The 24,602-nt window shown below is 68.1% G+C and carries 18 protein-coding genes, 4 tRNA genes and 1 pseudogene; 15 read left to right on the forward strand and 8 right to left on the reverse strand.

The window, feature by feature from the left end:
• Positions 1 to 151 precede the first annotated feature (151 nt).
• A complete protein-coding gene (locus tag D5S18_RS34740) occupies positions 152 to 346 on the forward strand; it encodes a hypothetical protein (RefSeq protein ID WP_158607794.1) in 195 nt (64 codons plus the stop codon).
• Between the two features lie 2 nt (positions 347 to 348).
• Here the strand turns inward: D5S18_RS34740 and D5S18_RS04335 are convergent, their stop codons facing one another.
• Positions 349 to 1,236: an SDR family oxidoreductase gene (locus D5S18_RS04335; protein WP_120038227.1), complete on the reverse strand. Its 888-nt coding sequence runs from the start codon at positions 1,234 to 1,236 to the stop codon at positions 349 to 351.
• 352 nt (positions 1,237 to 1,588) lie between these two features.
• Between D5S18_RS04335 and D5S18_RS04340 the strand changes: the two genes are divergently transcribed.
• Positions 1,589 to 2,158, forward strand: a complete 570-nt coding sequence (locus D5S18_RS04340; RefSeq protein ID WP_239003526.1) for a hypothetical protein — start codon at positions 1,589 to 1,591, stop codon at positions 2,156 to 2,158.
• A gap of 151 nt (positions 2,159 to 2,309) precedes the next feature.
• Here the strand turns inward: D5S18_RS04340 and D5S18_RS04345 are convergent, their stop codons facing one another.
• From D5S18_RS04345 to D5S18_RS04355, 3 genes are all read right to left on the reverse strand, one after another.
• Positions 2,310 to 3,272 (reverse strand): acyl-ACP desaturase, encoded by a 963-nt coding sequence (locus tag D5S18_RS04345; protein WP_120038229.1) that lies wholly within the window; start codon positions 3,270 to 3,272, stop codon positions 2,310 to 2,312.
• Between the two features lie 283 nt (positions 3,273 to 3,555).
• Positions 3,556 to 4,122, reverse strand: coding sequence for a DUF937 domain-containing protein (locus tag D5S18_RS04350; protein WP_120038230.1), 567 nt, complete (start codon positions 4,120 to 4,122; stop codon positions 3,556 to 3,558).
• Positions 4,123 to 4,296: 174 nt separating this feature from the next.
• Positions 4,297 to 4,369 (reverse strand) — tRNA-Lys (locus D5S18_RS04355).
• A gap of 913 nt (positions 4,370 to 5,282) precedes the next feature.
• Between D5S18_RS04355 and D5S18_RS04360 the strand changes: the two genes are divergently transcribed.
• From D5S18_RS04360 to D5S18_RS04385, 6 genes are all read left to right on the forward strand, one after another.
• Positions 5,283 to 5,948 (forward strand): TetR family transcriptional regulator, encoded by a 666-nt coding sequence (locus tag D5S18_RS04360; protein WP_120038231.1) that lies wholly within the window; start codon positions 5,283 to 5,285, stop codon positions 5,946 to 5,948.
• 94 nt (positions 5,949 to 6,042) lie between these two features.
• Positions 6,043 to 6,115, forward strand: a tRNA-Glu gene (locus D5S18_RS04365).
• A gap of 29 nt (positions 6,116 to 6,144) precedes the next feature.
• A tRNA-Asp gene (locus tag D5S18_RS04370) sits at positions 6,145 to 6,218 on the forward strand.
• A gap of 61 nt (positions 6,219 to 6,279) precedes the next feature.
• A tRNA-Phe gene (locus D5S18_RS04375) sits at positions 6,280 to 6,356 on the forward strand.
• 51 nt (positions 6,357 to 6,407) lie between these two features.
• The gene (locus D5S18_RS04380; RefSeq protein WP_120038232.1) at positions 6,408 to 6,590 is read left to right on the forward strand and encodes a hypothetical protein; all 183 of its coding nucleotides are present in this window, start codon (positions 6,408 to 6,410) and stop codon (positions 6,588 to 6,590) included.
• 105 nt (positions 6,591 to 6,695) lie between these two features.
• Positions 6,696 to 7,415: a polyprenol monophosphomannose synthase gene (locus D5S18_RS04385; RefSeq protein ID WP_282434820.1), complete on the forward strand. Its 720-nt coding sequence runs from the start codon at positions 6,696 to 6,698 to the stop codon at positions 7,413 to 7,415.
• Here the strand turns inward: D5S18_RS04385 and D5S18_RS04390 are convergent.
• Together D5S18_RS04390 and D5S18_RS04395 are read right to left on the reverse strand one after the other, a co-directional pair.
• Complete coding sequence (locus D5S18_RS04390; protein WP_239003527.1) at positions 7,378 to 8,784, reverse strand: HAD-IB family hydrolase; 1,407 nt, start codon at positions 8,782 to 8,784, stop codon at positions 7,378 to 7,380. The two genes, D5S18_RS04385 and D5S18_RS04390, sit on opposite strands and share 38 nt — an antisense overlap.
• Complete coding sequence (locus tag D5S18_RS04395; RefSeq protein ID WP_120038234.1) at positions 8,781 to 11,252, reverse strand: glycerol-3-phosphate 1-O-acyltransferase; 2,472 nt, start codon at positions 11,250 to 11,252, stop codon at positions 8,781 to 8,783. Before D5S18_RS04395 ends, D5S18_RS04390 begins: the two co-directional genes overlap by 4 nt.
• Before the next feature lie 125 nt (positions 11,253 to 11,377).
• Here D5S18_RS04395 and D5S18_RS04400 point away from each other — a divergent pair, with 125 nt between their 5' ends.
• Together D5S18_RS04400 and D5S18_RS04405 are read left to right on the forward strand one after the other, a co-directional pair.
• Complete coding sequence (locus tag D5S18_RS04400) at positions 11,378 to 12,148, forward strand: DUF2127 domain-containing protein (RefSeq protein ID WP_120038235.1); 771 nt, start codon at positions 11,378 to 11,380, stop codon at positions 12,146 to 12,148.
• Between the two features lie 119 nt (positions 12,149 to 12,267).
• Positions 12,268 to 13,638, forward strand: a complete 1,371-nt coding sequence (locus tag D5S18_RS04405; RefSeq protein ID WP_120038236.1) for a salicylate synthase — start codon at positions 12,268 to 12,270, stop codon at positions 13,636 to 13,638.
• A gap of 239 nt (positions 13,639 to 13,877) precedes the next feature.
• Here the strand turns inward: D5S18_RS04405 and D5S18_RS04410 are convergent, their stop codons facing one another.
• Positions 13,878 to 15,515, reverse strand: a complete 1,638-nt coding sequence (locus D5S18_RS04410) for a (2,3-dihydroxybenzoyl)adenylate synthase (RefSeq protein ID WP_239003528.1) — start codon at positions 15,513 to 15,515, stop codon at positions 13,878 to 13,880.
• A 117-nt stretch (positions 15,516 to 15,632) separates the two neighbouring features.
• Here D5S18_RS04410 and D5S18_RS04415 point away from each other — a divergent pair, with 117 nt between their 5' ends.
• The 3 genes from D5S18_RS04415 (at position 15,633) to D5S18_RS04425 (ending at position 21,627) form a co-directional block, all read left to right on the forward strand.
• Entirely contained in the window at positions 15,633 to 19,247 is a 3,615-nt protein-coding gene (locus tag D5S18_RS04415; protein WP_120038445.1) for a non-ribosomal peptide synthetase, read from the forward strand.
• A gap of 197 nt (positions 19,248 to 19,444) precedes the next feature.
• Positions 19,445 to 20,323: an oxidoreductase gene (locus tag D5S18_RS04420; protein WP_120038237.1), complete on the forward strand. Its 879-nt coding sequence runs from the start codon at positions 19,445 to 19,447 to the stop codon at positions 20,321 to 20,323.
• A gap of 209 nt (positions 20,324 to 20,532) precedes the next feature.
• The gene (locus D5S18_RS04425; RefSeq protein ID WP_120038240.1) at positions 20,533 to 21,627 is read left to right on the forward strand and encodes a 3-deoxy-7-phosphoheptulonate synthase; all 1,095 of its coding nucleotides are present in this window, start codon (positions 20,533 to 20,535) and stop codon (positions 21,625 to 21,627) included.
• Here the strand turns inward: D5S18_RS04425 and D5S18_RS04430 are convergent, their stop codons facing one another.
• Complete coding sequence (locus tag D5S18_RS04430) at positions 21,628 to 22,224, reverse strand: GNAT family N-acetyltransferase (RefSeq protein WP_120038447.1); 597 nt, start codon at positions 22,222 to 22,224, stop codon at positions 21,628 to 21,630.
• Between the two features lie 91 nt (positions 22,225 to 22,315).
• Here D5S18_RS04430 and sigJ point away from each other — a divergent pair, with 91 nt between their 5' ends.
• Positions 22,316 to 23,236 carry an RNA polymerase sigma factor SigJ gene (gene sigJ / locus D5S18_RS04435; protein ID WP_120038242.1) on the forward strand — a complete coding sequence of 307 codons (921 nt, stop codon included), beginning with the start codon at positions 22,316 to 22,318 and terminating at the stop codon, positions 23,234 to 23,236.
• A 190-nt stretch (positions 23,237 to 23,426) separates the two neighbouring features.
• A pseudogene (locus D5S18_RS04440) lies at positions 23,427 to 24,596 on the forward strand (pyridoxal phosphate-dependent aminotransferase); the annotation flags it as partial.
• Positions 24,597 to 24,602: the final 6 nt, after the last annotated feature.

Consider the following 24,602-nt stretch of genomic DNA (forward strand, 5'->3'; position numbering starts at 1 on the left):
TCGTACTCCATGAATCCGTCGCGGGCCGGCTCCCGCGTATTGGATTGATGCAATCATGTCCCGCAACGGATTTGGGGACCGTCGCGGGTATCCGGCCGAATTCCGCCTGCGGGCGAATCGACGGTGTTCGTCCGGTTGCCGATACGGTGTGGTGGCCGGCGTCCTCGTCGGATCGGCGGTGCTCGCCGTCGCCTGCTACGCTGGGGAATCCGATCATTCGGGCACCTTCGACGGCCCGTCCCAGCATCTCGGCAATGGTGAGGTCAGCACCTATGTCACCGTGGACCAATCCGCCGGGAGCTGCGGTGTCGCGCTGACCGGACTCACCCACCGCGACGCGAGTTGACTCTACTGTTCGCGCAGCCTGCGGTGGTAGATCTCGCGCGCGGCCGGATCGGCATCGACGAAAGCCGTTGCCGCGCCGGTGAATTTCGCCACCGCGAGCTGCGCCCGATAGGGCAGTAGCTGCGCCGATCGGAGTACCGCGGCCAACGTTCTCGGCACGGTGACCAACAGCTTGTCCCCGAGCGCGGTGCGCACAACGGCCGCGGCCACCTGATCCGGGGCAACGGTAGTGAGCGGTTCGACCCAGCCGGGCAGCCGCGCGCCCGCCGACAATTCGGTGCGCACGATACCGGGCAGCACCACCGAGATCCGCACGCCGTGCGCGCGCATTTCCTGGTGCAGCGCGGAGGAGAAACCGACCACGGCGTGTTTGGTGGCGCAATAGGTGGCCAAACCGGGCAGCCCCTGCGTCCCGGCCAGCGAGGCGATATTGATTACCTGGCCGCGCCTGCGCGGCAGGAATCGTCGGGTGGCCAGTCGGGAACCGAGAATCACCCCGCGCAGATTGATATCGATGATCCGATCCGTCATCGCCTCGTCCTCGTCGACGAATAATCCGGTTGGCATGATGCCCGCATTATTGATCAGGATGTCGAGCGGTCCGAGTTCGCGTTCGACGGTGTCGAGGAATTCGGTGAATGCCGCTTTGTCGGTGACATTCAAGGGCAGGCCGAGCACGCGGGCATTCGGATCCGCGCCGAGTTCGGCTGTTGTTTTGCTGCCGAGTTCGGCCGCGGTCTCGGCGACGAGTTCGGTATCGATATCCCCGAGCGCGACCGCCGCCCCGGCGCGCAGGAACGCGGCGGCGGTGGCCCGCCCGATACCGCGGGCGCCGCCCGTGATCGCGACGACCTTGCCCGCCAGGATTCCCGCACTGTCCGCACTCGTCATCTCGGCCTTCCTCGGCAGCGATCTCCCTCGCAGCGGGTCACTCGAATTGCGTGATCGCACATCGGATCTCCAATGTCACACCCGCGCGAATCGTTGTTCCAACCTAGCGCAGTCGCCGCGGGTGAATTCGGCATTCCGGCGTGGTCGGACCGATTTGCCCGCAGGCTGCCGAAGTTGGTGATACCTGAAGTAATCGAAAAGTGATGGCGACCACTTTGCGACGCTGTCACCACTGGGACTTCGGTAGCCTGACCCGCGACGTCCGCCGCTACCAGCGGGTAACGGCGTCGTCGATCTGCGCAGCACCCCTCGACTAGGTCGGCAACGAAGTCACCCATCGGAGAAGAGCGAAATGCAACAACGACCCGACAGCGACGCCACCCCCGGCACCTCGGGGCAACGCACGGTATCCATCCGGATCGGCTCCATCGTCCAGATCGGGGTGGTGGCCGTTCTCCTGGTCGCCGTCGCCGTGCTGGCCCTGTTCCTGCGCGATGCCCGCTCGGATCTGCGGGCGGGTGCCGACCGCGACTCGAACAATCATCACGCCGAACAGGTGGCCACCGACTACGCGGTCGGCGCGGCCACCGTCAGCTACCGGGACGTCCCCGGTTGGGTGGGCAAGCTGAAGGCGGGCACCAGCACCGAACTGGCAGGCAAGTTCGAGCAGACGGCCCCGCAGTTGCAGCAGTTGCTGGTGCCGCTGCAATGGACCTCGACGGCGACGCCGATCACCGCGAAGGTGGTCTCGGATCAGGGCGGGATCTACAAGGTGAATGTCTTCGTCGATGTCACCGCGACCAATGCGCAGAATCCACAGGGCAAGCAAAGCACCGCGACCTATAACGTCACAGTGAATCGTGATCAGGGTTGGAAGATCACCGATGTCGGTGGTGTGGACGGCGCGCTACCGGTGAAATAGCGGCCCCGCCAACGCGCTTGGGCCGCCGGAGGGATTCCGGCGGCCCAAGCGCGTATTTTTTTATTCGAAACCCTTGTTTACTCTAGGGGCCTCGGCGTTCAGTAGTTCGGTTGTTTCGAAGGGGCGATGTCGCAGCGGCGTTTTCGACGCTTCAGCCCGCGACCTCGACGAATTCGCGCTTCTTGGCCTCGCGGGCGAGCGAGCGATCACGCTGCTCCTCGAACTTGACGACATCGCGACCGAGCTTGTCCAGGAAGCCGGCCAACCTGTCGCGCACCTGCTCGCCGCGCGGGGTGAAGTCGTTGCGCTCGAAGATATTCCACTTCTTCAGGACCGGCTGCACGACCTCTTCCAGGTGCTGGCGCATGTCGTAGATGCCGTGCTTGGCCATGAGGACGCCATTGCGTCGGAAGTTGGGCATGCCCGCGCCGGGCATCCGGAAGTTCTCCAGGATGAGGGTGATGGCGTCGAGCGCCTGATCGGGCGACAGGTCCAGCGCCGCGCCGCACATATTGCGGTAGAAGATCATGTGCAGGTTCTCGTCGGCGGCGACGCGCTGCAGCATGCGGTCGGCGATCGGGTCGTTGCAGACCTTGCCGGTATTGCGGTGGCTGACCCTGGTGGCCAACTCCTGGAAGGTGACGTAGGCGACCGAGTGCAGGAAGCCCGCGTCGGCCTCGGTGGGGGAGGCGAAACCGTTGGTCATGTGGATCATTCGCGCTTCTTCCAGGGCGACCGGATCCACGCCGCGGGTGACGACCAGATAGTCGCGAATGACGATGCCGTGGCGGTTCTCCTCGGCCGTCCAGCGTCCTACCCAGGTGCCCCACGCGCCGTCCTGCGAGAAGTTCTCGGCGATCTCGCGGTGGTAGGAGGGAAGGTTGTCCTCGGTGAGCAGATTGGTGACCATGGCGGCCTTGGCGACCTCGGAGAGCCGGGACTGTTCCGGATCCCAGTCGATGCCCCCGAGTGCCGCGAAATTGCGGCCTTCGTCCCACGGGACATAGTCGTGCGGATGCCATTCCTTTGCCAAGGAGAGGTGCCGGTTGACGTTCTCTTCGGCAACCGGCTCCAACTCCGTGAGCAGCTCGAGTTGAGTCAGATCCCTTGCCATCTATAAGCCCTTCAGTGAGTGCGTCCGGTCGAGCAGGTCATCCCCCCAACGTAGACCGTTGCCGATGCGGCCATACCTTACGGCACCGTAGGTGTGATGCGAAACGCATCCGGCCGGTAGTGTTTCGCGGTGATGGGTGTCATCCGCCTGCGTTGGCGTGGCGACCACTGCGAGTGTAGGCGGGTTGCGGTCGAAAGTGTGACCGCTCATTCCCTGTATCGTCGCGCAGCGCAAGGGATATCGGTGCGGGCAGCGAGACGTTAGCTCGCCGCCCACGCGAATCTCACTTCTTGCCGAAAAGTCCGCCGAGCACCTTGCCGATCGCGGGTCCGGCGTTCTTGGCCAGCGCCTCGCCGACCGCGCTGCCGATGCTCGTGCTCTTGGCCCCGCCACCGCCGAGCAGACCGCCGAGGATCTCGCCGATCGCGCCGGTTGATCCGCCCTGCGCGCCGCCGAGCTGTTTGGCCAGGTAGGCCAGCACGATCGGGGCCAGAATCGGTAGCACCTGAGCCATCAGGTCATTGCCGCCCGCGCCATCGGTCGCGCCGAGGGTGCTGATGACATTGCTCTGGTCCGCGCCGAAGACATCGTCGACGATCCGGGAGCCCGCGTGCACGTCGACCCGGTCGATATCGACCGCGCCGTCGCCCTCGACCAGTTCGCCGTGTCCGGCCAGAGTGTCGACCAGCGTGGACGCGCCTTCGGGGTGGTCGGCGCCCGCCTGCAATCCGCCCAGCAGTGTCGGCAGCGCGGCCTGTACGGCCGAGGCTGCGGTGGACTCGTCGACGCCGAGCTTCGCGGCGATCTGTGCGATCGGAACCAGGGCGAGCAAATCATCGAACGAGGTCATCGGCTCCACCTTTGTCGAGACGCTTGGTTGCGGCGACCCCGTGTCTCGGGGTCGGGCCAAGGGTAGGGGAAGGCCGGGGCGATGTCGTATTCCTGATCTCGGCTGGTGGCGGTCGCAGGGGGATTACCTGCGGAAATGAATTCGGGCATCCGGTGGAACCGGATGCCCGATGCGTGCCCCCAGTAGGGCTCGAACCTACGACCTGCGGATTAAAAGTCCGTAGCTCTACCAACTGAGCTATAGGGGCGCGAATCGAAAGTGTAGTGTGCCTCGGCCCCTATGCCCTAACCGGGTGGGTGTGACGCCGCGGTCGTGTTGGTGTGGCGGGTGGGCGCGGCGCTCGGTCGGGGCGTCGTGTCGCAGTGGCGATCCGGTGGCCGCGGGTCGTGCGTGCAGCCGCAGGTGGGTGAGACCCGGTGTCCCCATTGCCAACACGGCTTTCCAGTCGACACCTCGATGCGGTAAACAATTGGCACCCAGGTGTGTTCGGCTGGGTGCCTGCTGGATACTATCCAATCATGTTGGCCACCAAGATCTTTGGTTACCCGTCGGAAACATCCAGCGTGCGGGGCGGTCGGCGCGGACCGCTCGGGCGGGTGCCGCGAGTATGCCGCGCCCGTGTGCGGGTCGATGGGCGAACGCGGCTGCGGTAGTGGCGAATTCGGTATCGAGGTGGACACGGAATTGGTTGCGAAATGTTTGCTGAAACAAGTGACGGGATCGAGTTGAAAGCTTGCTCGCTGATTTGCCGCGTGTCGGAAGGGATTTCCGGGTACGGTGACGCCCTGGTGAATTCCGGAAGAATCGCCGACTTGTTCGGCGGATCCGGAATTCGTCTTATCGTTGATGTGCCCGAACGTGTCGCGACCGGTCCGGCTTGTCGTGACTTCCCCTGATTCGATGCCGCAGGAGGCAGATCCGAGACAGAGATATGCCCTGGTGCGCACCCCCTGCGGCGCACCAGGGCAGGAAAACTATACCAGCTGGTGTGTTTCAGGTTTTTCGCAAGTTTTCGTACCGAAAGTTTGAAACTGGGCGAAAACCCGGTTTGAAGTATTGATAAAACTCATAACTTCGCGCCGAGGTCCCGATCGTTTCCCGAAAAACGGCGACAGCGATCAGATCTTTGGCGACGAGTAGGCTTCGGAGGCGTTTCGAGCATGGCACGGCAGCAAGAGCGGGCCCGCCGGACACGTGCGGCGATTATCAGGTCCGCCGCCGTTGAGTTCGGGAAGAGCGGCTATGCCGCTGCATCGCTCAACCGCATATTAGAGGGTTCGCGCGCTACCAAAGGCGCGATGTACTTTCATTTCGATTCCAAGGAGGATCTGGCGCGCGCGGTCCTGGAGACCGCGGTGGACAGATACCGAACCTCGGCCGAACGTTGGCTCGCCAGAACGGATCTCGGCGCGCTGGACACCCTGCACGGGATGATCGACGAGATCGCGCTGCGACTCGAGCACGACATCATCGTGCAGGCGGAGTTCCGGTTGATCATCGAGCCGGACTTCTACCGCGATGTGCAATCCGGGGGTGGACGCATAGTCGGGCGCGCCACCAGAGTGCTCGCGGTGCGCGCCATCGATCAGGGCCAGCTGCGCGCCGACGCCGATCCGGACCGGTTCACCAGAACCGTGGCCGCCGCCCTCGCGGGGCAGCGGTACCTGGTCGATATCGCAGGCGGTCCGGTCGATCTGCGCGCCAGATTCCAGGAGGCGCTGGAGGTCGTGGTCGAGGCCATGGCCACCCCGGAGTGGGCCGAGAAGTTCCGCGCCGACGGCTGGCGTGCCACCGCGCGGCTGGAGGAGCTCGGATTGGGGCTCTGACCAGCCGGTTTGGGAATCCGTTCCGATCTGTCATAAGCTATGCGAGCTCCCAACGGAACGCCGTTGAAGCCGGTACCGGAGAAATCCGGGGCGAGCCCCCTTCGTCTAGCGGCCTAGGACGCCGCCCTTTCAAGGCGGTAGCGCGGGTTCGAATCCCGTAGGGGGTACGGTCTTCGGGCTGTTGGTAGCAAAGCAAGGCCCTGTGGCGCAGTTGGTTAGCGCGCCGCCCTGTCACGGCGGAGGTCGCGGGTTCGAGTCCCGTCAGGGTCGCAAGTGAAGGTATCGGAGTTACTCCGATACCGTGCGAATGGCATTCGGTTCGAGTGCCTGCGGCCAGGTAGCTCAGTTGGTACGAGCGTCCGCCTGAAAAGCGGAAGGTCGCCGGTTCGATCCCGGCCCTGGCCACCACATCCCCCCGCCAAATCACCTGGCCGGGGGGATTTTTCGTATGCTGGGGAGATGGCTGAGCAGTGGTATTACTGCCTGCGGCATCAGCGGGCGGAGAATGGCAAGCGGTGCTGGTTCGCCGACCGGATGGGACCCTATCCGGATCGGGCGACCGCGGAGCGGGCGTTGGAGATCGTTCGGGCGCGCAATGAGCGCGAGGACTCGGCGGATCGGCGGTGGCGGGAGGGGCAGTGAAGTGCATCGGCTAGGTTTGGGACATCAAGTTGAAGGAAATCAGCTAACTCAGTGCTCGGGTTCGGTCGTGGCTCCGGGCGGGACAGGTAAGCAGGAGGGCGACCCTTGAGGGTTACCGTTGTTGTGCCGACCTACAACGAGCGGGACAATCTGCCGGTTGCGGTGGAGCGGCTGACGGCGCTACCGGTGCCCGATCTGCACGTGCTCGTGGTGGACGACAATTCGCCGGACGGCACCGGCGAGGTCGCCGACAAGCTGGCGGTGGAGTTGCCGAATGTGATCGGCGTGCTGCATCGCACCGAGAAGGACGGACTCGGCCGCGCCTACGTCGCCGGTATCACCCGCGCGCTCGACGAGGGCGCGGATGTGGTGATCCAAATGGACGCCGACCTGTCCCATCCCGCCGAGGTCATTCCGGCCATGCTGGAGAAGCTGAACGACAGCGAGGCGGGCGTGGTGCTCGGTTCCCGGTATGTGCCGGGCGGATCCACCGCCGAGGAGTGGAAGTGGCACCGCAAGGCGCTCTCGGCCTGGGCCAACTTCTACGTCAACCTGATCCTGCGCCTCGGGGTGAAGGACGCCACCGCCGGATTCAAGGCGTGGCGGGCCGATACGCTGCGCGCCATCGACGTGGCCTCGATCCGCAGCAATGGCTACTCGTTCCAGGTGGAGATGAACTACCGGACGATCAAGAAGGACATCGCCATCGCCGAGGTGCCGATCCGCTTCGAGGAGCGCACCAAGGGCGCGTCCAAGATGACGCTGAAGGTGCAGCTCGAATCGGCGCTCATGCCGTGGAAGCTGCTGCTGGGTCGCGCGGTTTAGGCCAGTCCAGCAGGGTCGCCACGAACAACTCTCGCACCGCCGCCACGCGCGCGTCGAGGTCGTTGGGATCCCAGTCGCCGACATCGATGGGATCGAGGATCGCGACGTCGACGGTGCCGGGACGGGCGATCATCGAATTGCGCCTGGCGATCTCGCCCGCATTGCGGATGACCACCGGGATGATCGGCACACCGGCCTGGATGGCGATGTGGAACGCGCCCTTCTTGAAGGGGCCGGGCTCCGGCGTGTAGGAGCGGGTGCCCTCGGGGGCGACGGCGAGGGACAGTCCGCCGCGTAGCGTCGCCGCGACGGGCTCCAGGGCGGCTTTCGCCCGCGCGGTGTCCGATCTGTCGATGAAGGTGACGCCGACGAAGCGCAGCAGCGGCCCGAAGATCGGGTTGCGGGTGAGTTCCTTCTTACCGATCCCGGTGACGCCGCCCACCAGTACGTGTGGCACCACGATGACATCGAACTGGCTCTGATGGTTGAACAGGAACACGGCCGGTCGGGGCGAGAGTGCCTTGGTGGCATCGGATATCCGCACGCGCACCCCCAAAAGGGTCAGCGCCCAGCGGGTCCCGTGGACCATGAGCGCGTCGGCCATGCGCCGCCGGTCGCGGGTGTGCGCGGTGCGCAGCACGCCGAACAGCGATCCCGCGAGTAGCCCGAACAGTCCCAGGACGGTCCGCGCGGCGTCGGCGGCGGTGGGCGCGCGGCGCGGGGCGAAACGCAGGACGGGCCACTGCTGTTCGGCGGCGTGCGCGGACAGCGTCGGATCCGGATTCACTACGCCGGGGTGGCCGACCTCGGCCAGCAGCGGCAGATCGGTGGCCGAGGCGCTGTAGGCGTAGCTGCGGGACAGATCGAGGCCGCCGCGCTCGGCGTGGGCGCGCACGGCCTCGGATTTGCCGGTGCGCCATGGGGTTTTGCCCGCGACGTAGCCGGTGAGGATCCCGTCCTCCTCGGCCAGTTCGGTGCACAGCACCGTCTCGATGCCGAGCGCGGCCGCGTAGGGGGCCACCTGGGCGCGGGTCAGCGAGGTGGTGAGGATCACGGTATGCCCCTGCGTCGCATGGGTTCGAACCAGTTGCCACGCTTCGGGATACAGGTGGCCGTAGCCGCCGCCGCGGAATAGGTGCTCGCCCGCCGCGGCGACCTCGGCGGCGGGGCGGCCTGCCAGCGTTCGGCTCACGCGCTGCAGGAAGCGGCGATGCGAGCCATCGGTGGGGGCGCCGCGCAGGCCGTCGCGCAAGACGGTTTCGAGGCTGCCGCGCCGCCGGAGCAGGCCCGAGGCCGTGCTTGCACGGCCCGCGGGCGCGACGAGCGCGCCGAAATCGAAGACGGCGGCTATCCCGGTTTCCTGATTCACGCGAGCTCCGGATCGGTGCGATTGGATGGGTCGAGCAGCGCGGCGCGCGAGATCCTGGCCCCGAGCGCGCGCAGGCGGGCGGCGAATTCGGCGCGGGCGCGGGCGAGTTCGGCGCGTCGCTGGGCGGAGTCGCGGGCCACGGGGGCGAGCAGACCGTGATTGTCGGCGAATTTGAGCGCGCTGGTGAACAATTCGGTGGAGACCGATTCCGGACTGTGCAAACGCTGCTGTAGCAGCATCTGCTTGCCGACCGCGACGCATTCGTCGATGAGCTCCTTGCGGTCCACTTCGAGGGCGGGATCGCGGGCGGCGAGCCGCTCGGCCACCACCAGTTGCGCGTCGAGGAATGAGCGCAGTACACGGTGCGCCATCATGAATCCGGAGGCGGTGAGCTTGTCCTGAATCTCGGAGCCTCGGGTGTCGGCGCGGGTGTGGCTGTACCAATCCGGGTCGACCAGCAGCATTTCGGCGGTGAGCTGCTCGGCGAATTCGGCGCGCTCGGGAAAGAAGAATTCGAACTTGAGCAGATCGCGCAGCCGATACGCCTCCTCCCAGCCGACGCTCAACTGGTCTGCCGCGCCGCTCTCGACGGCCGCCAGTATGGATAGCTCGAGGATGGCCCGATTGATGAACCAGTGCACCGCGCTGTTGCGGTAGAAGGCGGCCTCCAGGTGTGCGCCGGGTTCGATCGAGTACACCGGTTCGAGTCCGCCGCGATAGACGGTGACCACCCTGGCCAGCGAGAGTTGTTCCAGGACGACGGCGAGGCTCTGCTCGGCGCGCAGCGCGTCGATCTCGCCGCGCGGCAGGTCGCGTCGCTCGAGATAGCCAAGGACCGGATCGAGTACGGCGCGGACCTCGCCGAGGGTGAGGGCGCGCTCGTGCACGCCGAGCAGCGCCAGGGTGGCCAGCGCGTTGACGGTGATGGGGGTAACCCGGTTGATGCCGACGGCGACCTCGAAGGCCAACCGCTGCACGGCCTTTCGCTCCTGTTCGGCGAGTTCGGTGTCCGGGGCGTCGGTGCGGGGCGGCGCGGTTTCGGCGGACGGGTGAGTGGTGGTGTGCAGCGGAATGGTGATCGGGCGGGCGGTGAGCGGATCACCGTGCGCGGCAAGGCGTTCGCGCGCCGACAATGCCGCGCCGAAGCGCACGTACACATGGCCCGCCGAATGTTGTTGGCTGCGAATATAACGCGCCATCCAGGCCAAGCCCTCGGGCTTCTTCTTCCCGCCGGACTGCTCGGTGGCGATCGCGCCGAGTTCGTTGAGCCGCTCGTAGGTGATGGAGACCGGGACGAGCATCACATCGTCGATGCGATTCGAACGGACGGCCGCGGCAAGGTAATTGAGCAGTCCGTAGCGGGGTGGGCGCAGCTTGCCGGTGCGGGTGCGGCCTCCTTCGAAGTACCACTCCAGATTGAATCGTTTGGCCAGCAGGTAGCCGAAGTACTCCTCGACCACCGCCTTGTAGACCTCGTCGTCGCCGAAACTGCGTCGGATGAAGACGGTTCCGGTGCGTCGGGCGATCGGGCCGAGCGGCCAGAAGCTCAGGTTGGCCCCGCCGATGACGTGGTTGGGGGGAAAATCGTTGTGGGCCAGCACATCACCGAGGACGAACGCGTCCACGTAGGAGCGGTGCGATGGCAGGAAGACCAGCGGGTGGCGGCGATTGAGGGCGCGCAGGTCCGCCAGGCCGGAGATGTCGGTGTCGACCTTCCAGGTCGAGGCGTGCACCGGGCGCATGGCCTGGGTGAACAGATCCGAGACCAGCCGGCTCTGCGCGGCGACGAGTTCGTTGAGCGCCCGCTCGGCCCTGCGGTACACCTCCTGCGGTCTGGTTCGGGTCTGGTCGGCGATGAGTTCGAGTCTGCGCAGGAATTCGGGGGAGTCGAGGATTTCCTCGGTGACCAGCCGCGGCACCTTGTAGCGGTCGCCGATGACATTGCGTTCGGCGCGCTCGAGGGCGACTATCGCGGCGCGCACCACGGCCCTGGCGAACGGTTCGGCCGATCCGGTGCGCAGCAGGGCCGTGGCCTCCGGATTGTTCGCGCGCAGTTCGCTGAGCAGGGCGGGCGCACCGGTGAGGACGAGATGGCGGTCCGGTGCCCGGCCGACGAGTCGGCGCTGGGCGAAGCGGTGCGGTTTGCGCGGATTGCTGAGCAGGGCGAGATCGGCGAAGGTGACCCGCCGCACCCCGTCGCGCTCCGGCGGCAGCCACAGCACTCGCACCGGGACCACCAGCGGGTTGTCGCGCCGCCCGGCGAGTCGTTCGGCGACGGCCTCGGCGTCGAGGTCGAGTTGGGTGATCGGGGCGTCGGCGCCGAATTCGGCGGCGATACCGCCCTGCGCCAGCCAGGCGCCGACGAGTTCGCGTTCCACCTTCGTCGCGGCGTCGATCAGGGCCACCACCGAATCCGGCTGGGCGGCATGTCGGACCGGTGCGGGCGCGTCGCCGCTGTGTTCGATCATGATCGGTCCCTCCGCGAAAAGAAGATCCCCCCATTCAAGCCGTCGCGGGCATTTCTCGCACGAACTCGACGTCGCGAGTTGGTCCGACGCCGTATCGCACCGCCGTCAGGGCCTAAGCTGCGCGCATGGATTGGGCGTTGCGCGCGTGCGGGTGGCACGGTCACTACACCTATGCGCCGGACGAGACGGATCTGCGCGAGCGGCTGCGGGTGAATACGGTGGCGGGGGAGGCGTGGCGCTGCCTGCGCTGCGGCACGTTCGTGCCGGGGGATCCGGTCGGGCGCGGCCCTGCCGATCACGCGCCGGAGGTGCCGCGCGGTCGGCTCCTGCGGGACCGGTGGATCATGCGGGCGCTGGCGATCGAGCGGCTGTTGCGTGCGCTGGTGCTGGTCGCTATCGCGGTGGGGGTATTCAAGTTCCGGTCCTCGCACGAGACGGTGCGCGCCACCTTCGACAAGGATTTGTCGCTGCTCAAACCGCTGGCCGATCAGGTCGGCTGGGATGTCGACCGGTCCAAGATCGTGCACAGCATCACGCAGGCGTTCTCGCTGTCGCCCACCACCCTGCTGTGGATCGGCGTGGGGGTGTTCGTCTATGCCGGATTGCAGGTCATCGAGGCCGTCGGGCTGTGGTTGGTCAAGCGGTGGGGCGAGTATTTCGCGGTGGTCGCGACGAGTGTGTTTCTGCCGCTGGAGATCTACGAGGTGACGGAGAAGATCACCGCGCTGCGCATCGGGGCGCTGGTCATCAATATCGCGGCGGTGGTCTGGTTGATCTACAGCAAGCGGCTGTTCGGCCTGCGCGGTGGCGGCAAGGCGTATCACCGCGAACATCATGCCGAGAGTTTGCTCAGCGTCGAGCGTTCGGCGCTCGCGGTGCCCGGCGCTGCGGAATGACCTGCGGCTGAACCGATTCGGGCGGGTGTTTCGCTGTGGGCGCTGACACCCCTCACGGTTGGTCAGGTAATGCTAACCTTACTCCGCTGAGTTAGGTCTGCTTTACCTTTGGAGGAACGTTGTCGACGACGGACCAGCGCCCACGCGTGCAGTATGTGACCGATCCGGCGGCGGCGATGTCCGGGCTCGCGGCCGCCGAGCGATTCGGCGAGTACGTCGTCTACGAGCGGCCGGGCGAATGGGTGTTCGCGGCCGATCCGCTCGGCGAGGTCGAACTGGATTCCGATGAGCTGCGGGTGAGTTGGGCGGGCCGCACCACGACCAGTCCGTGGTCGGGTCGACCGGCCGAGGCGCTGGATCGCGCGCTCGGCACCCTGCCGCTCGGGGGCCGCAATGCCTACGGCTGGCTCGGATTCGAATTCTGCGCGTGGGCGCTGGAGGCCACCGCGCACCTCGGCCCGCGTACACCCCTGGCCCATCTCATGATTCCCCGCATCGAGGTCCGGGTGAGCGCTCGTCCTTCTCCGCTCGCGCACCCGCTGCAAGTGTGTGGCGGCCCGATGCGCGGGGAGCAAGGGGTGCGGATCACCGGAGCGACCGAAGCCGAGACCGAGCAGATCCACGAGCTCATCGCCGCGGCGGTGCGGGCCGAACAGCCGCGACCGCACCCGGTGGACGTGCGCGTCGACTCGACCGGCTACCGGGACCGAGTGGCCGAGGCGGTGCGCGAGATTGGCGCGGGCCGGTACCAGAAGGTCATCCTTTCCCGAAAGGTCGAGTTGCCGTTCACGGTCGACGTGCCCGCTACCTATCGGCTCGGTCGGGCGCACAACACGCCTGCCCGCTCGTTCCTGCTGCGACTCGGCGGGTTGCAGGCCGCCGGATTCAGCCCGGAGTTGGTGGCCGCCGTGGACGAGGACCGGGTGGTGACGACCGAACCGCTGGCGGGCACCCGCGCCTTCGGTCGCGGGTCCACCGTGGACGCGGCGGCGCGCGCGGAACTGCTCGCGGATCCGAAAGAGATCGTGGAGCACGCGATCTCGGTGCAGACCTCCTTCGCCGAGATCACCTCGGTGGCCGATCCGGGCACCTGCGCGGTCTCGGATTTCATGGCGGTGCGCGAGCGCGGCAGTGTGCAGCACCTGGCTTCCACGGTGCGCGGACGGTTGGCCGCCGACCGATCCGGCTGGGACGCGCTGGAGGCGCTGTTCCCATCGGTCACCGCGTCGGGCATTCCCAAGAGCGCGGGCGTCGACTCGGTCTTCCGGCTCGACGATGCCCCGCGCGGGCTGTATTCGGGTGCGGTTGTGACCATTTCACCGACGGGCGCACTGGAGGCGACACTCGTGCTGCGGGCTGTGTATCAGGACACAGCCGGGGCGTGGTTGCGGGCGGGCGCGGGCATCGTCGAACAGTCCCGGCCGGAGCGGGAATTCGAGGAGACCTGCGAAAAGCTCGGCAGCGTCGCACCATATGTGGTGAAGGCATAGCCTGAAGACACCGCGATCGGGCAGACCCACCGGTTTGCGGGGATGCCCGATTCTGGTGTATCACGTTCTGGCACAACCAATTTCGTTTAGGTGGTTGGGCTCCGGGGTCCCGAGCTCCCGGCCTGGATCTTTTCGGCCGGGATGGGCGGCGGTGGTGCTACCGCAGACGCACCACCGCTAGTCCGTGGTGTCGTGCTGGTCCATGGTGCGCGGGCATCGGGCCGAGCCCGAGATCCACGCTACGCGTGAATTTCCCGCAGCGCCCGCTTGTCGATCTTTCCCACCGCTGTCACCGGCAGCGTCTCGGCGCGCCGCAGCACATCCGGCAGCTTGTAGGTGGCCAGACCGCGGGCGGTGAGGAAGCCCTTGACCTCCGCGAGGGTGGGCATCGCCTCCTCGACAACAAGGACCGCGCAGACCTTCTCGCCGAGTGCGGCATCGGGCAGGCCGACGGCCGCGGCGTGTCGGACCGCGGGATGGGCCAGCAGATGCTCCTCGAGCTCGTCGCAGGAGACGTTCTCGCCGCCGCGATTGATCACATCCTTGATCCGACCCGAGACCACCAGGTGGCCACCGGGCAGGACGCGAACCAGATCGCCGCTGCGGTAGTAGCCGTCGGCGGTGAAGGCGCGGGCATTGTGCTCGGGCGCGCGGTAGTAGCCGCGAATCGTGTAGGGACCCTTGGTGAGCAGTTCGCCCTCGGCGCCGGGCGGGACGTCATTGCCGTCGCCGTCGACCACCCGGACCTCGTCGGCGGGGGAGAGCGGACGACCCTGGGAGATCGCGATCGTCTCCGGATCGTCGTCCAGGCGGGTGTAATTGATCAGCCCCTCGGCCATGCCGAAGACCTGCTGCAGGGTCGCCCCGAGCGCGGGAGTCACCGCTCTGGCGTTCACCTCGGCCAAACGCGCGCCGCCCACCTGGAGCAGGCGCAGCGAACTCAGCTCGGCCTGTTCCCATTCGGTTGCCGCGCACCACAGTTGGGCCAGCGGCGGCACCACCCCGGTGACGGTCACCCCGTGGCGCTCGATGGCGGCGAAGGCGCTCTCGGGGCTCGGATCGGCCAGCAGGGCCACCGTGCCGCCGACCGCGACCGTGCCGAGGATGCCGGGACAGGCCAGCGGGAAGTTGTGCGCGGCGGGCAGACTCGCGAGGTAGACGTCATCGGCGGTGAGCTCGCAGATCTCGGCGCTCGCGGTGGCGTTGTAGGCGTAGTCGTCGTGGGTGCGGGCAATGAGTTTGGGCAGGCCGGTGGTGCCGCCGGAGACCAGCAGCAGCGCGATATCGCTCGCATCCACCTCGGGCAGCGAACCGCCCTCGCGCGGCACCGAATTCAGCGCGGTGAACGGGCCGGGATCGCCGAGCACCAGGATGTGGCGCAGCGTCGGCACCGCGGCGCGGACCTCGGCGGCCAGCGCGCGGTAGTCGAAATCGCCGACGCGGTCGGCGGCGATGTAGGCGACCGCGCCGGAAAGTTCGGCCAGGTGCTCGATTTCGGCGCGGCGATGCGCGGGCAGGGTCAACACCGGGATGATGCCCGCGCGCAACAGGCCGAACAGGACCGTGAGGAACTCCGGCACATTGGGCAGTTGCACCACGACCCGGTCGCCGGGGGCGATACCGAGGGCCAGCAAACCGTGGGCCATCCGGTCGGCCGCGCCGTCGATCTCGGCGTAGCTGTGCGCGCGCACCTCGTCCAGCAGGGCGGGTCGGTGCGGATGCAGGCGGGCGGCGGTGCGCAGCAGCTTGTCGAGCGGGTGGCCGCGCCAGTAGCCCGCCGCGCGGTGGGCGGCGGCGTCTGCCTCGGGAAACGGGACGTAGCCGACGCGGTGCGCGTTCGGCGCGATGGGGGTGGATGTCACGGTCTTGCCTCGCACATCTGCATGATCAGGGTCTCAATAGATAGGTTAGGCAACCCTATCTCAGTGGGTTAGGCTACGTCCGGGCAGTCTCGATCCGCCGCGCCCGGCGGCAACCAAGGAGTGCAGCGCGTCATGGAGTCACAGCAACACCGCGGGCCGATCGGCCCCGAGGAGATCCGCGCCGCCATCGCCGACCAACTCGGACTGGGCGCGAGCGAGATCGCCGACGACGCCGACCTGATTCAGTTGGGGCTGGACTCGATTCGCACCATGAAGCTGGCGGGCGGCTGGCGCAAGCGCGGCGCGGAGATCAACTTCGCGCAGTTGGCGGCCAGTCCCTCGGTGGCGGAGTGGATTCGACTGCTCGGCGCCGAAGACGCTGTCGAGGAGAAGTCCGCCGAATCAGCGCGGAGCGCGGGCGATCCGGTTGGCGCCGAGCGCGCCGCGCGCGAACCCGAATCGGCCGGAGCGGAGTTCGGGTCGGCCGAAGCCGTATCCGATTCCGTCGGGACGGTGGTCGATTCCGCTGGAGCGGAGGTCGATTCCGCCGAGGCGGAGTTCGACGAATTCGCGCCGTACCCGATGGCGGGTATGCAGCACGCCTACTGGATCGGCCGCTCGGACGAACAGGATCTCGGCGGCGTCGCCGCCCACCTGTATGTCGAATTCGACGGCGCGGGTGTCGATCCCGAGCGCCTGCGGCGCGCGGTGGGGGAACTGGTCGCGGCGCACCCCATGTTGCGCACCCGATTCCGGCCCGACGGCACCCAGCAGACCATGTCCGAACCGGGTCGCCCGGTCTTCGCGGTGGTCGACCTGCGCGGACGCGCCGACGCCGAATCCGAACTGGATCGACTGCGCGACACCAAGACTCATCAGCGCCTGTCCATCGAGGACGGACAGGTGCTCGATATCACGCTGACCCTGCTCGACGGCGAGCGCACCCGATTGCATCTCGATGTGGACATGCTGGCGGGCGACGCCATGAGCTACCGGGTGCTGATCGCCGACCTGGCCGCGCGCTACGGCGGTGGCGAGCTCCCGGTCGAAACCTACAGCTACCGCCGCTATCGCACCCGGTCCGAGACCGATCCCGAGGCGTGGGAACGGGATCGGCGCTGGTGGCGCGATCGACTGCCGGAATTGCCCGGCGCGCCGGAACTTCCGACCATCCCGGTTGCCGAGCGGGTCGATCCGCAGCGCACCGTCCGCTACAACCACTGGCTCGCGCCGCAGGCCAAACAGCGGCTGCTCGCCGCCGCGCACGCGCGCGCCGTCACTCCCGCCATGGCACTGGCCGCCGTTTTCGCCGAAACCATCGGCGGTTGGTCGGCGCGGAGCCGGTTCCTGCTGAATGTGCCGCTGTTCCACCGGGAGCCGGTCCATCCCGATATCGACCGGGTGATCGGCGACTTCACCTCATCGGTCATGCTCGATATCGATGTCAGCGCTGACGTCACCGTCACCGAGCGGGCCAGAGTGTTGCAGCGCACCATGCACGAATGCGGTGCGCACACCGCGTATTCCGGTCTGGAGGTGCTGCGCGATCTGGGGCGCCTGCGCGGTGAACCGGTGCTCGCGCCGATCGTCTACACCAGCGCGCTGAACCTGGGCGAACTGTTCGCCGACGCGGTGACCGAGACCTTCGGCACACCCGAGTGGATCATCTCGCAGGGTCCGCAGGTGCTGTTGGACGCGCAGGTCACCGAGGTGCGCGGCGGCCTGCTGCTGAACTGGGATGTGCGCGAATCCGCCTTCCCCGCCGGGATGATCGAGGCCATGTTCGCCTGCTACACCGAGGCGATCGGCCGACTCGGCGCGGGTGAGGCGGGCTGGGAGGCCGAGGCCGCCGTGCGGCTTCCGGTGGCGCAGGCCGCCGTGCGGACCGCGGTCAACGCGACCGAGGGACCCGTCTCCGGTCGTGTGCTGCACCAGGGTTTGTTCGATCATGCCGCCGCCGCGCCCGATTCGCCCGCGGTGCGGTGGACCGCCTGCGGCGTGGACGGTGGCTGGACCTACGGCGAGCTTGCCGCGCAGGCGCTTTCGGTCGCGGGTGCGCTGCGCGAGGCAGGTGTGCGGCCGGGTGAGACCGTGGCCGTGCAACTGCCGAAGGGGCCGGACCAGATCCTAGCGGTGCTGGGCGTGCTCGCCGCGGGCGCGGCCTATGTGCCCATCGGCTTCGATCAGCCGGTCGGGCGGCGGGCCGAGATCCTGCGCACCGGTGACGTGGTCGCCGCGTTGACCGTCGACGGAGCCGACCAGGGCCGCCCCGAAGTCATCTGTATTCCCATGTCTTTCGCGGCCAACTTCCCGAATCCCATGGCCGCCCCGATACTCCCGGATCCCGAGGCCATCGCTTACGTCCTGTTCACCTCCGGCTCGACCGGTGTGCCCAAGGGTGTCGACGTGCCGCACCGGGCCGCCATGAACACCATCGACGCGGTGAACGACTGGTTCGGGGTCGGTCCGGCCGACCGGGTGCTCGGCCTGTCGGCGCTGGAATTCGACGCCTCGGTGTACGACATGTTCGGCATGTTCGCCGTCGGCGGCTCGGTGGTCGCGCTGAATCCGGCTCAGCGCGAAGAGGCCACCGACTGGGTGGAACTGCTGGTGCGCCATCGGGTCTCGATCCTCAACTGCGTGCCGAGCATGCTCGACATGATCCTGGAGATCGGCGGCGACCGGCTCGGCGACAGCCTGCGCGCGGTGACCCTCGGCGGTGACTGGGTGGGGGCGGAGCTGGCCCGCAGGCTGGCCCGCCAGGTCCCCGGCTGCCGCTTCTCCGGCCTCGGCGGCGCGACCGAGACCGCCATCCACAACACGATCTGCGAGGTCGCCGCGGTGCCCGAGCACTGGGCGACCGTGCCTTTCGGTGTTCCGCTGCGCAATGTGCGCTGCCGGGTGGTGAATTCGGCGGGCCGGGACTGTCCGGACTGGGTGCCCGGCGAATTCTGGGTCGGCGGGGCGAATGTCGCGGCGGGCTACCGCAATGACCCCGAGCGCACCGCGGAACGCTTTGTCGCGCACGACGATATCCGCTGGTACCGCACCGGCGACATGGCCCGCTACTGGCCCGACGGCACCATCGAATTCCTGGGGCGCGCCGACCATCAGGTGCAGATCCGGGGCTACCGGGTGGAACTGGGCGAGGTGGAGAGCGCCCTGCGGACCGCGCCCGGCGTGCGCCACGCGGTGGCCGCGGTGGTGGACAAGGGCGCCCCGAAACTCGTCGCCGCCGTCGCGGGGGCGGACGGCGCCTACGACGCGATCGTCACCTCGGTGCGGGATCTGCTGCCCGGCTACATGATTCCCACCCGCATCCTCACGCTGGAGCGTATGCCACTGACCGACAACGGAAAGCTGGACCGACGCGCGGTGCTCGCCCTGTTGGAATCAGCCGGGGAGTCGGTCGAGGAGGCCGCCCCGAGCGCCCCGCTGGAACAGGCGCTGGCCGCGGTCATCACCGAAGTGCTCGGTCGCGACGCACTCGGCGCGCACGAGGACTTCTTCGCCCTCGGTGGTGATTCCGTGCTGGCCACCACCGCGGTGGCGCGGGTGCGCGAATGGTTGGACGTACCGCACGCGCTGGTCGCCGACCTGCTCGTGGGCCGAACGGTGGCCGGACTGGCCCGCCGACTGCTCGAGCGCGAACGCGCGCTCGGCACCCCCGACCGGCTCGATGCCGTCGCCGAGCTCTACCTCGAGGTCGCCGCCATGAGCGACGAGGAGGTGCTCGCCGAGGCATAAACCATTGCCGAAGTGCCGATTCCAACGCGGGAGCGGAATCGGCGGCCTTCGGACGGGAGCGGGAACCTCGCCAAGCCTGGGCCCGCGCGCTCGCACACACCCCGTCCGAAGGTCGCACCGATGGCGCTGCCAGCGAAGCTGTCTTCAGACCTGCGCATGGCCGGAGTGAAGGCGGAGGTACGCCTAGACTCCCCGGTATGACTCGCTGGGACCTCGCCGACATCCCCGATCAGCACGGCCGCACGGTCATCGTGACCGGCGCGAACAGTGGTTTGGGCGCGGTGGCGGCCCGAGCCCTCGGGGCGGCGGGCGCGCAGGTCGTGCTCGCCTGCCGCAATACCGCCAAGGCCGAGCCGATCGCCGCCGAGATCGGCGACCGGGCGCGGGTGCGCCGACTCGACCTGGCGGATCTGGCCTCGGTGCGCGAATTCGCCGAATCCATCGACCATGTCGACGTACTGATCAACAATGCCGGTGTGATGGCGGTGCCGCTCGCGCGCACCGCCGACGGCTTCGAAACGCAGATCGGCACCAATCATCTCGGCCATTTCGCGCTCACCGGGCTGCTGCTGCCGAAGATCGGCGAACGCGTGGTCACGGTGGCCAGCGGCGCGCATGTCATCGGCCGGATCGACCTCGACGACCTGAACTGGGAGCGCAGGCCGTACCGGCGTTGGCCCGCCTACGGGCAGGCCAAGCTGGCAAACCTGATGAGCCACTACGAATTGCATCGCAGGCTCACCGCGGCGGGGTCGAAGGTGACGGCGGTGGCCGCCCATCCCGGTTACGCCGCGACCGATCTCCAATCGCACACCCAGTCTTTGCTGGACCCGATCATGTCGCTGGGCAACCGACTGCTCGCACAGAGCGCGGAAATGGGCGCGCTGCCAGAGCTTTTCGCGGCCACCGCGCCCGAGGCGCGGGCGGGCGGCTACTACGGTCCCGGTGGTTTCGCCGGAATGCGCGGCTACCCGGCCCCATCCGGGTCTTCGGCGGCATCGCGCGACGAGGCAGTGGCGGGGCGACTGTGGGAGCTGTCCGAGCGACTAACCGGTGTGCACTACGACTTCGGGTGAGCTACCCCACGGCGCAGCGCTTTCGGGGCGATCCGCCTGGTACAGTCGCCGACGTGCAGCGCGCGTATTTCTGGTTTAGCAAGCCGGCCCCGGGTGGGTCGGTCTGCGGCAACCACTTGCGCTGACGACATTCCACCCCGAGCCGGATCAGACCGGCTCGACGGGTTTGCAGGGTCCGTGGGTCGGCCAGAGGAAAAGGATGCCCCCACATGACCATCTCCGCCGAAATCGACGCTCCCGATACGGTTGCCGATCTCGACGATCGCCGCACGCTGAGCCTGAGCCCGCTGCGCTCACCCGCCGACGTGCGTCGCGCCCACCCCTTGACCGCGCCACTCGCCGAAGTGGTGCGCGCGGGCCGCAGGGCCACGATCGATGTGCTCAACGGTGACGACGACCGCCTCATGGTGATCGTCGGCCCCTGCTCGGTCCACGATCCGGCCGCCGCCATGGACTACGCCCGCCGCCTGGCCGACAAGGCCGCCGAACTCGACGACCGACTGCATATCGTCATGCGGGTCTACTTCGAGAAGCCGCGCACCACACTGGGCTGGAAGGGCTTGATCAACGACCCGCACCTGGACGGCAGCTTCGATGTGAACACCGGCCTCGGCCTGGGCCGCAAACTGCTGGTCGACATCACCGCCCTCGGTCTGCCCGTCGCCTGCGAATTCCTCGACCCGATCACCCCGCAGTACATCGCGGACCTGGTCTCCTACGGTGCGATCGGCGCGCGCACCGCCGCCAGTCAGGTGCACCGGCAGTTGAGCAGCGCCCTGTCCATGCCGGTCGGCATCAAGAATGGCACCGACGGCGATGTGCAGGTCGCGGTCGACGGGGTGCGCGCCGCCGGGGCGAGCCATGTCTTCCCCGGCACCGACCTCGACGGCCGGGCCGCGCTCATCCGCACCGCCGGGAATCCGGACTGCCACGTCATCCTGCGCGGCGGCAGCGCGGGAACCAACTACGACGCCGCCTCGGTGGCCGAATCCCGGCTGCGTCTGGAAAAGGCCGGGCTGCCGGAACGTCTCGTGGTGGACGCCAGCCACGGCAACAGCGGCAAGGACCACAATCGCCAGGTCGATGTGGTCACCGATCTCGCCGAGCGACTCGCGGTGGGGGAGCCGGGCGTGGTCGGGGTGATGCTGGAGAGCTTCCTGCTCGATGGCCGCCAGGACCTGACGCTGGGCCGCGCCGAGGAGTTGACCTACGGCCGGTCCATCACCGACGCCTGCCTCGACTGGACCCGCACCGCCGAGCAGTTGGATCGACTGGCCGAGGCGGTGCGGGCGCGGCGCGGCTGATCAGGTGCGGGCGGGCGATCCGGCCCGGTCGAATTCGGCGGGCCAACCGTCGGCCGGACCGGGCGGATCGGTGGCCAGCCGGGCGGCCAACCAGTGGTCGCGGCGCACACCGCGCTGCAAACTGCCGAGCCTGCACAGGCCCTCGTAGCGGAATCCGGCCCGGCGCGCCACGGCGGCGGAGGCGTAATTGCCGATGAAGGCGCGCCAACTGATCCGCTGCAGGGCCATACCGTCGGCGTGGAAGCCGAACTCGCAGACCAGGCGCACCGCCCGCGTCATCAGGCCGCGGGAGCGTTGCTCCCGACCGATCCAGTAGCCGATCTCGGCGGCGGTGTCGTCGCGGCCGCCGAGTCCGATGGTGCCGAGCAACGGACCCGTTCGGGTGGCGCGCAGCGCCCACACCGGGCTGCGACCCGCCCAACCGGGGCCGACGATGTCATGGATGAAGGTTTCCGCGTCCGCGATGCCGTAGGGGACCGGGATGGTGACCCATTCGCCGATCGCCGGGTCCTGACAGTGCGCGACGATCGCGTCGGTATCGGCCGCGGTCGGCGGGGTGAGCCAGACCGTGCCGTCGGACAGCGTGCGTTCCTTCATCGCGTCATGGTGCCACGGCGCGGCGCGCAAGATCATCGGGTTTGTCCGGGCGCGGAAATCGGACGTGGCGTCGGGCCGTACACTTGGCGCGATGGTTGCCGCGCTGCTAGCCGATTTATTCGAGTCCCACCGGGCGCATCTGCTCTCGGTGGCCTACCGACTCACCGGCAGCGTCGGCGATGCCGAGGACGCCGTCCAGGAGAGCTGGCTGCGGCTGGGTGGGGTGCATCAATCCGAGATAGACGAGCTGCGCGCCTGGTTGACCGCGCGGGTCGCCGAGATCTGCCTGGACCGCCTGCGCAGCGCGACGGCCCGCCGGGAAAGCTATGTGGGGCAGTGGTTGCCGGAGCCGATCGTCACCGAGGTCGCGCCCTCCGGTCCGTCCGGGCCGCTGGCGCTCGCGACGCGCGGACCGGAATGTCGTTTGGCCGCAATGGTTGTGCTCGACACCATGACCCCGGCGCAGCGGGTGGCCCACATCCTGGGCGACGGTCTGGATTTTCCCGAGGCCGAGATCGCCGCGATACTGGGCGTTTCCGTCGATGAGGCGGGTGAGCTGGGCGCGGCGGCGCGCACGCTGGCCGCGAGCGCCCCACCGCCGGTCTCCGACGCCGAACACGAGGCCGCCGTGCGCGGGCTGCTGGTGGCGGTGTCCACCGGTGATCCCGCCGCGGCCGTCGCGGCGCTGCATCCGCAGGCGCACCTGCTCGGTGACGCGGGCGGCACCACACCCACGGCGCGCGTCGGTGTGCGCGGTGCGGAGCGCATCGTGCGGCTGCTGTGCGGCGTGGCCGAGCGCTACGGCAGCGGACCGGAGGTGGATCCCGCGCACCGTTACGAGATCGCCCGTGTGAATGGGCAATTCGGTTTCGTGGTCAAGGGGGATCCCGGTGAGTTCGGGCTCGGTGGGTGGCCCGCGCGGGTGCTCGGGTTCGCGGTGCGCGACGGATTGGTCTGGGGGATCTACGATCTGGCCAATCCGGCCAAGCTGAGTGGTATCCGTCTCCGATGAGCTGCCCCTATCGGGCGATGCGGTTGTGGACAACTCCGCGAACCCGGCGGTGACCAGCGGTATGCCGCTCGGTGGGCCGCGTCACCCTTGATTCGGGTCAATTAGGCTCGCCGATATGTCCTCGAACTCCGCGACCGGCGCGCCCCAGCGCTTATCGAACGCAGCGCCCCAGCGCTCATCGGACGCCGCGCCCCAGCGCTCCGCGACTGTCGCGCGCTTGCGCCCGTTCGCCTCCACCATCTTCGCCGAGATGACCGAACTGGCGGTTCGGCACGACGCGGTCAACCTCGGCCAGGGCTTCCCGGATACCGACGGTCCGGCGAGCATGCTCGAGGTGGCCAAGCGGTCGATCGATGCGGGTCTCAATCAGTACCCGCCCGGTCGCGGCATGCCGGTGCTGCGCCGCGCCGTGGCGGCGGACCGCGCCCGCCGCTACGGCCTGGAATACGACCCGGATTCCCAGGTGCTGATCACCGTCGGCGCGACGGAGGCCATCGCCGCGGCCATGCTCGGCCTGGTGGAACCGGGTGCGGAGGTCGTCCTGATCGAGCCCTACTACGACTCGTACGCGGCGGCGGTGGCCTTGGCGGGCGCGCGGCGGCGCACCGCGCGGCTGGTGCCCGACGGCGACCGCTTCGTCCTCGACCTGGACAGTCTGCGCGCCGCCATCACCCCCGATACCCGGCTGCTGGTGGTCAACTCCCCGCACAACCCCACCGGTACGGTGCTGGACCGGTCCGATCTCACCGCCATCGCCGAGCTGGCCTGCGAGCACGACCTGCTTGTACTTACCGACGAGGTGTACGAGCACCTGGTCTACGACGGTGTCGAGCACATCAGCCTGGCCACGCTGCCCGGCATGTTCGAGCGCACCGTCGTGGTGTCCAGCGCCGCCAAGACCTTCAATGTCACCGGCTGGAAGACGGGCTGGGCGCTCGGTCCGGCGCACCTGATCGACGGTGTGCTCGCGGCCAAACAGTTCATGACCTTCACGGCGGGCGCGCCGTTCCAACCCGCGGTCGCGCACGCGCTGGAGCACGAACTGCCGTGGGTCGCCGAGCTGCGCGATGACCTGTCCGCGAAGCGATTACGGCTCTCGGCGGCGCTGGCCGATACCGGCTTCGGTGTGAAGACCAGCGCCGGAACGTATTTCGTCATCGCCGACATCACTCCGCTCGGCGCGTCCGACGGTATGCAGTTCTGCCGGGAACTACCCAAGCGACTCGGCGTGGCGGCGGTGCCGGTGAGCGTCTTCGTCGACCACCCTGAGCAGTGGAATCACCTGGTGCGCTTCGCTTTCTGCAAGAAGGACCAGACCCTCGACGAGGCGGTGCGCAGGCTGCGCGCCACCAAGATTTAGCTGGAT

The organism is Nocardia panacis (assembly GCF_003598715.1).
In the GTDB taxonomy this organism is placed as follows: domain Bacteria; phylum Actinomycetota; class Actinomycetes; order Mycobacteriales; family Mycobacteriaceae; genus Nocardia; species Nocardia panacis.